The 13,863-nt window shown below is 55.1% G+C and carries 12 protein-coding genes and 1 pseudogene; 8 read left to right on the top strand and 5 right to left on the bottom strand.

All coding sequences use genetic code 11. The features are described 5' to 3' along the window. Positions 1-165: 165 nt before the first annotated feature. From JMJ16_RS07780 to JMJ16_RS07770, 3 genes are read left to right on the top strand one after another with little or no spacing between them, the layout of a single operon-like run. Entirely contained in the window at positions 166-1,194 is a 1,029-nt protein-coding gene (locus tag JMJ16_RS07780) for a hypothetical protein (RefSeq protein WP_201377840.1), read from the top strand. Then, the gene (locus JMJ16_RS07775; RefSeq protein WP_201377911.1) at positions 1,191-1,859 is read left to right on the top strand and encodes a transposase; all 669 of its coding nucleotides are present in this window, start codon (positions 1,191-1,193) and stop codon (positions 1,857-1,859) included. The genes JMJ16_RS07780 and JMJ16_RS07775 overlap by 4 nt, the downstream gene beginning before the upstream one ends. 14 nt (positions 1,860-1,873) lie before the next feature. Beyond that, a complete protein-coding gene (locus JMJ16_RS07770; protein WP_201379972.1) occupies positions 1,874-2,689 on the top strand; it encodes a hypothetical protein in 816 nt (271 codons plus the stop codon). A gap of 11 nt (positions 2,690-2,700) precedes the next feature. On the opposite strand, the gene fxsT is transcribed toward JMJ16_RS07770, so the two are convergent. Then, positions 2,701-5,001, bottom strand: a complete 2,301-nt coding sequence (gene fxsT, locus JMJ16_RS07765; RefSeq protein ID WP_201379970.1) for an FxSxx-COOH system tetratricopeptide repeat protein — start codon at positions 4,999-5,001, stop codon at positions 2,701-2,703. A 590-nt stretch (positions 5,002-5,591) separates the two neighbouring features. On the opposite strand from fxsT, the pseudogene JMJ16_RS56780 reads away from it, so the two are divergent. Continuing rightward, positions 5,592-5,795 (top strand): annotated as a pseudogene (locus tag JMJ16_RS56780) (RNA-guided endonuclease TnpB family protein); the annotation flags it as partial. 257 nt (positions 5,796-6,052) lie between these two features. Here JMJ16_RS56780 and JMJ16_RS07755 read toward each other — a convergent pair. From JMJ16_RS07755 to JMJ16_RS53740, 3 genes are all read right to left on the bottom strand, one after another. Beyond that, the gene (locus JMJ16_RS07755; protein WP_201379968.1) at positions 6,053-6,634 is read right to left on the bottom strand and encodes a dihydrofolate reductase family protein; all 582 of its coding nucleotides are present in this window, start codon (positions 6,632-6,634) and stop codon (positions 6,053-6,055) included. A gap of 237 nt (positions 6,635-6,871) precedes the next feature. Further along, positions 6,872-7,366 carry a helix-turn-helix domain-containing protein gene (locus tag JMJ16_RS07750; protein ID WP_236601258.1) on the bottom strand — a complete coding sequence of 165 codons (495 nt, stop codon included), beginning with the start codon at positions 7,364-7,366 and terminating at the stop codon, positions 6,872-6,874. After that, positions 7,360-7,587 (bottom strand): hypothetical protein, encoded by a 228-nt coding sequence (locus tag JMJ16_RS53740; RefSeq protein WP_236601257.1) that lies wholly within the window; start codon positions 7,585-7,587, stop codon positions 7,360-7,362. Before JMJ16_RS53740 ends, JMJ16_RS07750 begins: the two co-directional genes overlap by 7 nt. Positions 7,588-9,476: 1,889 nt before the next feature. On the opposite strand from JMJ16_RS53740, the gene JMJ16_RS56775 reads away from it, so the two are divergent. Further along, on the top strand, positions 9,477-9,944 hold the full coding sequence (locus tag JMJ16_RS56775) for a carbohydrate binding domain-containing protein (protein ID WP_374228988.1): 468 nt from the start codon (positions 9,477-9,479) through the stop codon (positions 9,942-9,944). A 249-nt stretch (positions 9,945-10,193) separates the two neighbouring features. Here JMJ16_RS56775 and JMJ16_RS07735 read toward each other — a convergent pair whose 3' ends face one another. Further along, entirely contained in the window at positions 10,194-10,985 is a 792-nt protein-coding gene (locus tag JMJ16_RS07735) for a hypothetical protein (protein ID WP_201379963.1), read from the bottom strand. A gap of 421 nt (positions 10,986-11,406) precedes the next feature. Between JMJ16_RS07735 and JMJ16_RS07730 the strand changes: the two genes are divergently transcribed. The 3 genes from JMJ16_RS07730 to JMJ16_RS07720 are packed head-to-tail and all read left to right on the top strand — an operon-like array spanning position 11,407 to position 13,860. Then, complete coding sequence (locus JMJ16_RS07730; protein ID WP_201379961.1) at positions 11,407-12,096, top strand: hypothetical protein; 690 nt, start codon at positions 11,407-11,409, stop codon at positions 12,094-12,096. An 8-nt stretch (positions 12,097-12,104) separates the two neighbouring features. Continuing rightward, positions 12,105-13,385, top strand: a complete 1,281-nt coding sequence (locus JMJ16_RS07725; RefSeq protein WP_201379959.1) for a phage tail sheath C-terminal domain-containing protein — start codon at positions 12,105-12,107, stop codon at positions 13,383-13,385. Beyond that, positions 13,378-13,860 carry a phage tail protein gene (locus JMJ16_RS07720; protein ID WP_201374725.1) on the top strand — a complete coding sequence of 161 codons (483 nt, stop codon included), beginning with the start codon at positions 13,378-13,380 and terminating at the stop codon, positions 13,858-13,860. The genes JMJ16_RS07725 and JMJ16_RS07720 overlap by 8 nt, the downstream gene beginning before the upstream one ends. Positions 13,861-13,863: the final 3 nt, after the last annotated feature.

Below are 13,863 nucleotides of genomic sequence, written 5' to 3'. Positions count from 1 at the left end.
ACTATGGCTATGCAATTTGATCCATCGCAGCGATGGAAGAGCTTGAGTGTCCTATGGTCTGTCGTGCAAGTCTTTTTTTTTCCGTAGGGGCAGAGATGCCGACTGAGCCCATGTGGTACACTCTCCACCAGGAAAGGATCTCAGAAACAGCCAGGAGAGAAACGCATGAAACCTGCGCGGACATTTTCCCAGGTCAGCCGACGTTTTTACCGTCCCGAAGTGACACACTGTGCCGACTGCCAGAAGCGACTCCGGCGGGCCGTCACCTTGTCGGAACGCACGGTGGTCACGTTGCAGGAGGTGATCAAACTGGTGCATGCGGGCTACCGCTGTTCCGATGCGCAGTGTGTGGGCCATCAGCGGACGTATCGCAGTGCGCGAGCGGATGCGCTGGCCCTGCCCCACTTCACGTATGGGGTGGATGTGGTGCTGTTGGTGGGGCGGCTGCGATTGGTCGAGCACCAAACCGTCGACGAGATCCATCGCGAGTTACTGGCCCGGTTGGCCCCGTTGGGAGTCAAGATCGCGCGCCGAGAAGTGCTCTACCTGTTTGATGCGTACTGCACGTTGCTGCGGGCAGCGAGTGCGGCCAACGAGGACCAGGAGTGGTTGGCCCAAGTCGAGAAGAACGGGGGCATCATTGTTGCCATCGACGGCATTCAGCCTGACAAAGGGAACGAGACAGTGTACCTGGTCCGCGATGCGCTGACTGGGCGGGTCCTGGTGGCCGAGAATGTGCTCTCCTCGGAGACTGCCGTCATGAAAGCACTCTTGACTCCGGTGGTTGAGCTGGGGGTGAAGGTGCTGGGCACGATCAGCGATGCCCAGGAAAGTGAGCTGCTGGCACTCCAGGAGCTCTGGCCGGAGGTCCCTCATCAGGTGTGTCAGTTCCATGCGCTGCGCGATGCCTCCAAGACCGCCTTTGAAGCAGACAAAGCGGCGAAAACGGCGATCCGCAAACGCTTACAGCCGAAGGTTCGTGCGGTGCGCAAACAGATCAAGAAGGCCCTCGTGACCGCCTCGCCTCAGGAGGCCGAGCAGCTCCGCGTGCTGGATGCGTACGCCACTGGGATCTTGACCGCGCTCAATATCGACGGCGTGCAGCCGCTGACTTTTGCGACGGTCGAGGCAAGCCAGATGCTGGAGGAGATCGAAGCCAGTCTCCAGCACTTGCTCAAAAAGGGGGCGCCGTGAGTCGGCGGTGTGAACAGAAGCTCACCCGTCTGCAGGCAATTGTGACAGAACGGGCAACCTGGGCAGAGCACCTGAGACAGGTCAAGCGGATGTATGGCTGGCTCTGTGAGGTCGAAGCGATCCTGGTGAAAGAAGCGGCACGCACGCTCGCAGAACCCGTGAGCAATGAGAGCGTGGGACGACGCCTGGACGCGTGGCGCGAGCAGATGGTCCAACTTCTGGAAACGTCCCCCCTCTCGGAGTTGGAACAGGAGAGCCTACGGGAGCTGCTGCAGGTGCTTTCGAATCTGCGCCCGTACCTGGTGCAGTGTTATGAGCGGGAGGACTTTCCGCGCACCAACAATGACATGGAGCGCAGCATTCGCGCGCTCAAAACGCAGTATCGCCGGGTGAGCGGGCGCAAGAATTGGAATGCGTATCTGTTGCGCTATGGGCGCTGCGTGGCCTATGCGCCCTGGTGGGAGCAAGATGAGACCCACCGCCACCACTTGCAGCGCCAGATTGCTCAGCTTGACCGGGGCCGGTGGAGAGAACTGCGCCAGCAGACGACCCGTGCCCAGCAGGAGCAGCTCACGCGGTTTCGTTTCCGTCACAAGCGTTCTTCCGTGCTGGCCTCGCTCGAATCACGCTGGACCGAGGCTACTCAGTCGGTATCTCTGCCCTGACGGTTTTTTTCGGCGTGAGCATCCTCCTCTTGCTGCTGATGGTGAGTTTCAATCTGCAAATTCTCCCTGAGCGAGGGCAGATAGAATTCGCCTTCATTGTCATTGTCGTCCCCATACTCCTGATTCTTAGTATTGTTCAGGCTCAACGCTCGTATCATCAAAGCGTCTCACGCCGCCGACAGATTCTCAGTGGAGAGTGGCAGGAACGCACGCAATTTCAGCCCGCGCAGAACCAAGATGTTTTGGAGTCAACGCCGATATGGCTGGGCATCCGCCTCAATCTGGCACCAATTATCCTAAACTTCATTCTCATTCTCCTATGTTTTGGAATCATCCTGCTGTTACTCTGGTCGCTTTACTCCACCTGGGCCACCTTTCTGAACAACTATGGCAACGCAGCCACAGCGATAGCATTAGATGCCTGGCTCAGGTATGTCGTGCTTGCAATCATCTTGTGGGTAGCCTGGACCGCCCTGGGAGTATTCGTAAACTTGAGGATGCGTCGCTGGCTCTGTCCAGAGCTTGAAGCGACGGAGGAAGGCCTGACAGCCTGGTATCCTGGCGAGAAAGTGATTATCCCATGGGGCAACGTTCGCTACTTCGCGCTTGTCAAGCAACATAAATCATCATCAGACCCAAACGACTGGACCTACGAGATCGGCGATGGCGAGAAGAGTATTCGCTGGCAGCAGCCATACATGGCAAAGCGCATGTACCCGCTCTACGTATCAGAGCTCGCGCGAGACCAGTATGAGCAAGAGTTTGCCAATCTCCTCTCACTGATCGCGGCGCGAACGGGCCGTCCACTGCTTGACATGCGTTTGAAATAATCGTGTGTATGTCAGCTATTCATTTTGCTCGTTTCTGGGGAGGGCGGGTCTTGTTCTGCACCTCCCTGTTTCTGCACAAGTTGAGCGTAGAGTTCCCGGGTAGCGACCGTTTTGGGGTGAGCTTCTCCCAGAGATAACGAGCGGATCTTCAGGGCTCGCTCAGCAAAGGAGAGCGCCTTGCCCAGATCACCCTGCTCCTGAGAGCAGATAGCCAGGTCGTGCAGCGTCTGTGCCGTCTCAGGGTGGTGTGGGCCAAGAAGCTGTTCACATATTGTGAGGGCACGTTGATAGAGGGGTTCTGCTTCCGCATACTTGCCCTGATCTCGGCGAAGGTTCGCCAGTCCATTGAGTGTCTCGGGCAGTTGGGGATGCATAGATCCCTGACTCTGCTCACTGAGCCGCAATGCCCGTTGGTAGAGGGGTTCTGCATCGGCGTACTTGCCCTGCTTCCAGTAGAGAAGAGCCAGGTTGTTCAGTACCTGAACAATGTCAGGATGGTCCTCCCCCCGAGCTTGCTCTAAGATACGCAACACCCGCTGGAAGAGGAGTTCCGCATCAGCGTATTTTCCCTGATCTCGGTAGAGAAGCGCCAGATTTCCAAGCAATTGAGCCATATAGGGATGGTCAGAACCCAGAGCCTTTTCCAGTATGGGCAAGGCCCGTTGATAGAGGGGTTCCGCATCGGCATACCTGCCCTGCCTCCAATAGAGAACCGCCAGGTAGTTAAGCGAAGTGGCCATCTGCGGGTGCTCAGGCCCATGGAGCCGCTCCTGGATATATAAGGCACGTTGATAGAGCGCCTCCGCATCTCCATATTGTCCGCCCTCGCATAGATATAGAGCTGCCTTGCAGGCTAAGGATGCCAGGGGGAGAGCATCCTCAGTCCCCTTATGTTGATGCAGACACAGCAAAGTATGTGGCAGGAGTCGCTCACACTGCTTCCAGATGGCCAGCTCCGCCGTCGGTTGCACTTCAGGAAACACAGCGTCGAGGGCAAGCATAACTCGCCTGGACCATTCTTGTCGCTCTGCCTCGGTCATGCTATCCAGGAGCACTGCCTGCATCAGTCGATGGATCGAGAAGGTTTGTGCTTCTGGCTGACGAGACAGCAAGGAATAGGAACACGCGAGGGCAACTACGCGGTTCCAGTCCAGCATGTCGCGACACACCGCCTCCAACGTTGCGCCAAGATGCTCGCCCCCCTGGCGAAAGAGTTCTTCAGGGATCGCGTCTGGCTGCAGCAGCGCACAGACCCGCAAAAAGTCCCGCACCGCCAGGTGGCGTTCGGCTGTCGCGGCGACAGCAAGAGCAAACGTCGTGGACACTGGCAGCGGGTGATTCTGTGCACCCTCTCCTCGCTGCTGGAGCAGGGCAGCACGCCGGGTACGGAAGAGATCCAGGTAGGCAGGCAGACCACACTGCGTTTCTTCCAGGTAGGCCCCAGCCTGATCGAGCGCCAGAGGCAATCCTCCTGTCGCCGTGACCAGTTCCGCCGCTGCCGCGTAGTGGGACGGCTGTTGCACGGAAAGCTGATGCATGGGTTCGCCAGTCGCTTCCGCCTCCAACACTCTGGCACGACGCAACAGGAATAACATCCCTTCCCTGTGCTTCATGGGCAAGAGGGGGATACCTCGCGCATGTGTCCCCAACGCCTGCAGGCGTGTCGTGAGCAGTACTGCCCCCTGCCGTCTCGATGGAAGGAAACGATCCAATACGCCCAGGTCTTCCACGTTATCGCAGATGAGCAGCCACTGATGATGCGTCATGAGCCAGTCGCGGACCGCCGTGATGACGCGTTGCTGATCCCTGTCACCCCGTTCCGGCAATTGGAGCGTCTCGGCAATACGTAGCAGGCTCAAGACGAGGCTCTCAGTGGTCTCTGCCCCGATCCAGAAGACCGCGTGGTACTTCTGGGCGAACCGAAAGGCATACTCCAGGGCAATCTGCGTCTTGCCGACACCTCCCAGCCCGTGGAGTGCATACACATAGGTAAATGCCACCTCCTGATTGATGGAGAGGGCCGTGTGGAGAGTTGTGAGAATCTCTTCTCGACCGGTGAAAAAGGGATTGCGAGGATAGGGAACACACCAGAGAGGCGTGCGAGGCGTCTGGGTTTCCTGATCTTCAAACAGCTCTTCAGGACGTAGCCCAAAAAAGCGGCTGAGTTGGAGCCGGACCGACGCTTGAGGAAGCGCCTGTCCTTGCTCCCAACGGCGGATACTTCTGGCGGAGATAGCCAGAGCCTCTGCCAGAGCTTCTTGCGATAAGTGAAGGCGCAATCGCTCCTGACGTAACCGTTTCCCGAAGTGCATGGATATGTGTTTATCCTTCTATATAGACAGTATGAGCTGACAACATTCAAGACTACTACAGTATAAGCAAAGGAAATCGGCACGTAAAGTTATTAGGGCAAAATGTCCAGAAGTGTCCTCCTCCTGTCCTGGTCAAAGCTGCCCTTTCCTCATACACTTGAGATGGTATATGTTCATCATGTATGGTGTACACGGTATGGATTGGGTTAACTACATCCACACAAACGTGACGCTGTACTGGTTGACGAACACGGCGGCCTCCTCGGCGCGTTTTTACTATGAGACCGCTCATGCCCACCCTTATTCAAGACCTGGGTAATACTCAGCCAGCAATGGTCGTTTCCTGGAGATCACAATCAGCCGAGAAGAAACTATTGAAGCCGCTGATGGCTCCAGCTTGTTCTTTTTTGCATCTAAGCTGGTCCTATATTCGTGAAGCGGTAATTGTATCTATTTTCCTCTCTCTCCCGTCTGTGTCTGTGCTATACTTTCATGATACAGGCGGCGCGGATACCCCTGCGTTTCAACCAGGGGAGGAAGCGCCGCCATCTCAGGGGCTTCGCAAGGAGTAGAACATTTGTCATACTGATATGTATGGATGCACAGCACACCACACACGTCACCTACAAGCTGGCTTCCCACGTTGTCACGAGAAAGCGAACGACATCAAGCAGATCATCACCGCCAAACTGAAACTTCTGCCCACACCAGAGCAGCAGCAACGCTTACGCCAGACGCAACTGGCGTATCGGGACGCCCTCAACGCGGTGAGTCAGTATGCTTTTGAGCGAGGTGATTGACATATGAAGTGCAGATGACCATTCTCAAAGGTGATTGCGGAGGCATAACGTTCCGCTATGCCAATAGCGATCATTCAGGTTACAGATCCGGGTATGTGCCGATGGAACCGCCCGCCTCAACGCTGCCAATACCACCAACATTCTGATCAAAACTCGACCAATACGAGCTGTTATCGCTTCAGTTTGCTGGTCATGGGAGTGCTTTCACTGCTGAGATTCATCCCTTTTACCATTACGTCGCCAGCGGCCCATCATGCGCGCGCGTAGCGCATGAACACAACGCCTGATGGGAGTGGTTTGGCTTCGATCAGGCGCAGATGAACGCTCAGATCCTCAGGAAAAAGCTTCTTGCCACTGCCGAGCACAACCGGGTAAACATGCAGGCTATATTCATCAATCAGATCGTGCTCGGCCAAGGTATGAACCAGCACGCTGCTGCCATCGATGGCAATGTTCTTGCCGGGCTGTGCTTTCAAGGTGCGTACTTCCTCGACAACATTGCTGCTAATCAAGGTTGAGTTGCGCCAAGCCGAGGCCGTTGTTAGGGTTGTAGAAACAACGTACTTCGGCATGCTGTTCATGAGATCGCCAAAGGGATCCCCGGCTGGCATGGGTTCAAATGCCCCTCCGTGGATCTGCCAGGTTTTGCGCCCCAGAAGCAGCGCGCCAGTTTGGCTCATTTCCTCAAAGAAGTGCGCGCCAATGTCATCGTGCCAGAACGGCCCTGTCCACCCACCGTGGGTGAAACCGCCCTCGGTATCTTCTTCTGCTCCACCAGGCGCTTGTATGACATTGTCCAACGACACAAACTCTGAGACAACGATCTTTCGCATGATTCCCTCCATATTGTTCCTTTCCGATACTCTATCGAAAGGGATGTTTCCCAGAGGACTCTCGACGCACACGAGCCTCCTCCTCTACCTGGCCAGCAGGAGGAAAGACCTCCTGCTGGCTAACTCTGGTGACCTCCTTGCCTCCCTGTTCGGGAGGCGATGGGAGGAGCATCCTGCTATCTGAGGATGCTCCTGGTCGTGATTCTTGTGAGATTCCCTGGACTGGGATAGTATGCCTCAAGGAAAAGGAGTTGTCTTGTACAAAAACGAAAGCTGCTCAGGTCGGCTGTGATGAAGCAATTGAGCGGGGGTTTGGCCAATGAAGTGCCCCAGCGACCTGGTGAGATGTGACTGATCGTAATAGCCGGCCTGCACAATGGTGTCGAGAATTGAGACGCCTTGCTGTAAGAGGAAGGTGGCAGAGCGGGCTCGTTCGATTTGTCGGACAGCGTTCTGGGTGATCCCGATAGACTGCAAGAACCGATACTGGACCGAGCGCAGGGTCAGGTCGTTGAGGTGTCCCTGTAGGGCAGCCTCGATGATGGGATCACGAACCAGCAGCCCCTCATGCACCAGCCTGTCAACAAAGGTATCAGCATTCTCATAGGTAGGAAATTGCCAGGCCGAGCCACCCAGCCAGAAGGTAGTATTGGAAGAGGCTTCCAGGTTCACCGAGTCATCTACCAGCGATCTTACAGGCAGATGGGGCAGAAACACGCCCGGCTTCAACAAGATGCCAAACCACTCCCCTCGGCAGGACAGTCTCCAACCGGGGTGGCTTTGGTCTCGGGTCCCCGTACCGTCAGGGTGATCTTGCCCTGGAGTTTACTCACGACAAGCTCAAGGCGGCTCACGGCAATAGAGAGAAACGGGTGAGAGCCCTCACTATGGGTGCACCAGATCCGTTCGACAAAAGGCGAGTCCGAGGGTCTCTGCGCATCAAAGAAAATCATGCTTTTGTCTCCGATGTCTGCATTCGTTTGGCACAATCTTTGCAATGTTGATTCTTCTTATGTAATTTCTTATGTAATTTTCAAGCTCAATAGAAGTGAAATCAGCATCCCGCGAGTTTTTTTCGCATTCTACCATAAAAAAATCCAGAGAACCATGAAAAAACCGATAAAAAAGTACTGATCTTGCTCTCAATGAGATACATTTTTTGTACATTTAACAAAATCGTCCCAAATAGTATGAAATTTCTAAAGAAGTGCCCGTGAAGAAGGGATAGCTATACTTAAGAGTAATAATGGCGACAATGAAGGGAGAGTACAAGGATTCGTACAAAAATGGGCCATTTTGCCGGGAGGAGTCCGTCACGTTCGCATGAATGGTAACAATGAGTGCCAGCCATCCTCCCATGAAAATCTCCTGGTCGCCATTAGAGGATCGTTTCTTTTCACACAAAAAAGGAGTTTGCCGTGCAGAAACGAGCTATCCGAGCGTTTGCAGTCTCCATGTTTGTTCTCATCCTGGCAGCCTTAACCCCCCTGACCGTATTTGCGGCGCCAGCCTCACAAGAGAACACCGCTTCCTCCCTGGACACGAATCCCTACTCGCCTGCGTACCAGCACAGCTACCGACATGGCGCAGTCCCTACGACCAGTCAACAGGTTAAGATCAAAGTCTATCAGCAGGCGCATTCGAGCTCAATTACGGCAGTGTCCGCTAACACACTGTCCTATGGTGGTGGCATCGACGGCATTGGTGTGACCAGCGGCAAAGAGAAAGTCTATCTGGTCTTCTGGGGCACCCAGTGGGGAACTCAGAGCACTGACAGCAGTGGCAACCTGACTTTTTCCAACGACTCCGCTGGTGCCGCGCCACGTCTGCAGAATATGTTCAAAGGTCTGGGCACTGGCAACGAGCTGTGGTCAGGCGTAATGACCCAGTATTGTGACGGTTCCGGCGTGTCGGCAGGTGCTACCAGTTGTTCATCGAGTACCGCACATGTTGGCTACCCAACTGGTGGTGCTTTCTCTGGTGTCTGGTACGATAACTCCGGTGCCGAGCCAGGTACGGCGAGCGGAAACCAGTTAGCCAACGAGGCAATCAAGGCCGCCGGACACTTCGGCAACACGTCGGCGGCAAGCAACCGATATGCACAGTACGTGATCCTCTCGGCGACCGGAACCAACCCCGACGGCTGGAGGACGGGAGGATTCTGCGCGTGGCACGACTATAATGGCGACACGACGCTTTCTGGCGGTGCAGCCAGCTCGCCCTACGGTGATATCGCCTTCACCAACATGCCATATGTTCTAGACGCTGGCAGCAGCTGCGGCCAGAATTTCGTTAACTCTGGCTCAGCGGGCACTCTCGATGGCTTCACCATGGTCGAAGGCCACGAATACTCCGAAACCATTACCGACCAGAACCCCGCTGGCGGTTGGACGAGCAGCAGTAGTGGGCAAGAGAACGCGGATGAGTGCGCCTGGATCTCCTCCGGCCAGGGTGCCTCTGCTAATGTCACGATGGGCAACGGCACCTACACCATGCAATCGACCTGGTCGAATGACACCAACAGGTGCGATATATCCCACCCCATCGTTGGTGGAGGAACCACAACGAATGATTTCTCGATCAGCGCTAGTCCCACCAGCCTTTCTATCGCTCCCGGTGGTAGCGGCACCTCTACGATCAGCACTGCGGTAAACAGTGGCTCGGCGGGAACCGTTAGCCTCTCGGCGAGCGTCTCGCCTTCCGGCCCAACAGCCTCGCTCTCGCCCACTTCGGTTACGGCGGGTAGCTCCTCGGCCCTGACCGTCTCTGTTGGCTCGTCGATCGCGACGGGAACCTATACCGTTACTGTGACTGGCACCGAAGGTAGCGCGACCCACAGCACATCCGTGACGGTAACTGTCACATCATCGAGCGGGGGGGCATTACCAACGGCGGCTTCGAGACGGGGAGCCTCTCCGGCTGGACCTCCGCTGGGACTACCTCGGTCAGCACCACGGTGCATTCGGGCAGTTATTCCGCTCGGGTGGGCTCAACCTCGCCGACCAATGGCGATAGCAGCATCAGCCAGACCTTCACGGTGCCCAGTGGGAATACGCATCTGACCTTCTGGTATCGCGTGTATTGTCCGGATACGCTGACCTATGACTGGGCAACGGCGACACTGAAGGACAACACGAGTGGTACGACCTCGACCGTCCTGGCCAAGACCTGTAACACCAACGGGACCTGGGTCCAGGTGTCAGCTACGGTGACGGCTGGCCACTCCTATACCCTGAAGTTGATCAGTCACGACGATAACTATGCTGGCGACGCGACGTACACGTACTACGATGATGTTGTACTAAGCTAGCGAGATCAATGAGCACTCACAGATGGGGATAGCTGCTTGAGCTATCCCCATCTGTGATCATTTGGGTGCGCAAGGGTGGGCGCTGGTGGCTGTATACCCGCTGTAACGCGAGGTCGAGCGTCCACAAAAAGCGCACGTGCAACGAGAGCGAGCAGAAAGGCACACTCCTGTGTGCCGTGGGACTTCAACATCGACACCCAACCTGGCGGTTTGTACGATCCAATTTCTGCTCTTGAAAACATGCCTGAATCAAGCAGTAAGTGCGCGATTAAGCCGAACAGTTTTAATAATGGACGTGATAGAGCCGATGAGCAAAGTGATGCCCCAGATGATGGTAATGATACCAATGCATAGAGCGGCGATCGCGTCAGTAATGCTGACGAGGAAGGCCGGAACGATACCAAGAAGAAGGCTAACGAGAACAGTGCCAAGAAGAGAAGTAAGGAGAAGCAGAAGAAGTCCTTTGCTTTCAAGGAAGCGCTGTTGAGCGAAGAACAGGCTACCAGAGAAACCGAACTTGAGTAACATGATGACACTCAATACCACATATGCGCCTGCCCGGTTAAAGGATCCGTACACAATGAGGTAGATAAGCGTGCCGAAAGGAATGGATAGGAGCAGCGAGATCATCAGCATAAGCAGGCTAAGAGCGATGAAGATCTGGCGCAGAGCGAAGCCCATGAGTAGGAGTGAGAAGATGAGGGTGGCAATTCCCTGTACTCTGCCATGCAGGCGCTCTGGAATGAATAAGGCAACACCCATAAGAGTAACGGTGAAAAGCATGATGCTGTCAAGGAGGGCCAGGTCGGGGAGACCAAGACCCGGTGGATGCCCCTGACTGCTAAGCTGTGCCACCACATTTTGCTGGTCACGGTTGAGTCCGGCAGTAGCGGCAGAGAGCTGTGGAGGCAGTTGGAAGGCTGTGATTGGAATCGGGTTGCTACGAAGCACGCCCGGGAGGGCCGTACCCATTTCAATGAGTACGACGATACAAATCAAGACGATAGCACAGAATAAGAAAGGCGTACGCAAGCGATTCATTGCATACCTCAAAACTACCGAACGCTTAGGACAGACGGCAAAAACGCAATCCCGTTCCTGAGCCAATTATAGCTGGAAGTCAATGGAGCGGTCAAGCACGCAAAGTATTGTTCATGCCATTTAAGATTTTTTTCACTTCTAGCTTCAGTATATCCTATCGCATCATGAGCATGTGACTTTGATATTTTATGATGAAATGAAGTATACTCTTTTATAGATCTCAACTACAATAAGTGCTTGTGTATCTTTAACCTCTAAAAAAAGCGCCCCGGCACGTCTGATCTATAGATACGGTTACAAGAAGCATATATTTTCCTTCCTCTGCCTGGAGATGGGGACCTCCAGGCAGAGAATTGACAGAAGGGTTTGGGATGATACCGGTCGCATATCAATCGATTTCAGGCGCAGAAACGAGGGCGCCGTGATTGATCAAGTGGATAGAGAGCTACAAGAGTGGGTAAAGAGCGTTGTCATGGGGGCTGATGTTGTTCTGGGCCCACCTCGTCAGTTAGAAGGCAAACATGGCGTGAGCCTCTATTTGCTCGCGTTAACCAATCCCCCGCAAGCGTGGATGAATCGACAGCCTCCTATACGAATTGCATTGCGCTATTTCGTGGCAACCTGGGCAGGAGACGATGAGGAGGAGGCACATCGTCTCCTGGGAAAACTCGTCCTGGCGGCTATAAAGAAGCATGAGTATGAGCTTGACCTGGCAGAAGTGCCTGCGGCCATGTGGGCGGCCTTAGGCATAGCCCCACGCCCCACGTTTACGCTGTGTGTTCCACTCCCTATTGAGCGGCTAGAGCCGGTCACCAGGCTAGTACAAGGGCCTTTAGTGATGCGTGGAACGCCTATCACAAGTCTGTACGGGATCGTTCTGGGGCCAGGTGATGTCCCGATTGCCGGGGCAAGTGTGGAACTGCCCGCTCTCCAACTTCGCAATCACACCGATACAGGGGGGCGATTCCACTTCCCCACAGTGCCTGGGGAAGCGGGTAGTACCCGCTTGCTGGTGAAGGCAAAAGGGCGGGTGCAGAATGTTACGGTGGAACAACCCACTTCAGGCAGAGAGCCACTGGTGATACGGTTCGATTCATTTGAGATAAAGTGAGAAACACCATGATGAATCCTATGGCACCGGACATTTACATTGAGGAAGTTTCGGGGGGGACGAGACCAATCCAGGCAGTTGGCACAAGCACTGCTGGTTTTGTCGGCGAAGCTCCCGATCCAACCAGGCGCTTGAATGAAGCGGTAGCTATTAACAACTGGTCGCAGTTCATACGCTTTTTCGTCTCCGAGGGAAGTAAGAGCACGCCGCTCTCACATGCCGTCTACGGTTTTTTCCAGAACGGCGGCAGCCGATGCTTCGTGGTCAACGTTGGTAAAGGTGGGTCGATCGCGGGCGGGGGACGTGCCCGCGTAGGACTCGATGTCCTTGAGCAGATCGATGAGGTCGCTATCGTTGCAGCACCGGGATACACCGATGCTACTTCATATGACCTCGTCCTTTCGCACTGTGAAAGGCTCAAGGACCGGGTCGCGATACTGGACGCGCCTGAAAATGTTGAAGACATTACGTTGCTGACGCAGGCTGCCACAGCGAAGGCCCAGCCGATATCGGGAACGGGTCATGCAGGGGCGACTGGTGAAACTAAAAAGGGTAACGCCGCCGAGGGCGATGACGGTACGACCGCGGAACTCGGGGGATCGAGAGGGGCTCGGCCACGGCAGTCAGATGGCGGCTATGGAGCGTTTTATTTCCCCTGGATCACAGTGCGCGACCCACTCTCGCCCAACGACCTCGTTGATGTGCCGCCCTCTGGTCATCTTGCCGGAATTTGGGCGCGCACGGATGCGACGCGAGGAGTACATAAAGCACCGGCGAATGAAGCGGTACGGGGTGCGCTCAATCTTACCTATCTGCTCACACGCGATGAACAGGGGATATTGAATCAGAGTGGCGTAAACTGTCTTCGGTCGTTCGCGCGTGAGGGAATTCGTGTTTGGGGCGCGCGTACCATTGCCGATGGAAGTAGTGAATGGCGTTATCTCAATGTGCGGCGCCTGTTCAATATGATTGAAGAATCGATAGCCACGAGTACGCGCTGGATTGTCTTTGAGCCAAATGACAGGACCCTATGGAAATCGATCCGGAGGGACCTCTCGGCATTCCTGACGCGTTTGTGGCGAGACGGGGCGTTGATGGGTCGCACACCTCAGGAAGCGTTCTTTGTCAAGTGCGACGAAGAAACAAATCCACCCGACACCATTGATGCTGGTATGGTTGTCACGGTTATTGGCATTGCCCCTGTCAAACCCGCCGAGTTCATTGTTTTCCGTATCAGTCAGCACGCAAGTGGGCTTGATACAGAAACTGTGGGAGGTTTTAATGCCTGAAGCTGGAGATATAGCACCAGGAACGGCGCCGTCTGGTGCGCAACCGGGCGTATTCAACGACCCCTATCGGGCCTATAACTTTAAACTGGTGATTCAGGGCGTCACTGAAGGACATTTCACGGCTTGCAGCGGGCTGGGAATCAAGATTCAAGTCATCAAGTACCGCGAAGGGGGAACGAACCAGGTGGTGCATTGCATTCCAGGCCCGGTAGAATATGCCGATGTGACGTTACGCTATGGACTCACCGCCTCGCATGAGGTCTGGGATTGGCTCATGACCGCAGTGGCAGGAAGAGTCGAACGCAAGAATGTCTCTATTCTGATGCTCGATAGTGATGGCGTGAGCGAAATGATGCGTTGGGATCTCATCAATGCCTGGCCGTCTGAGTGGCGTGGCGCTCCCCTGGACGCGCTCAATCGCGAGGCCGCCATCGAGACCTTGACGTTAGTCTACGAGACGTTGCAACGAGCATAGAAA

The sequence above is a fragment of the Ktedonobacter sp. SOSP1-52 genome, from assembly GCF_016587395.1.
Note: the sequence above shows the minus strand (reverse complement) of the source record. Positions and strands in the feature narration are given on the sequence as shown.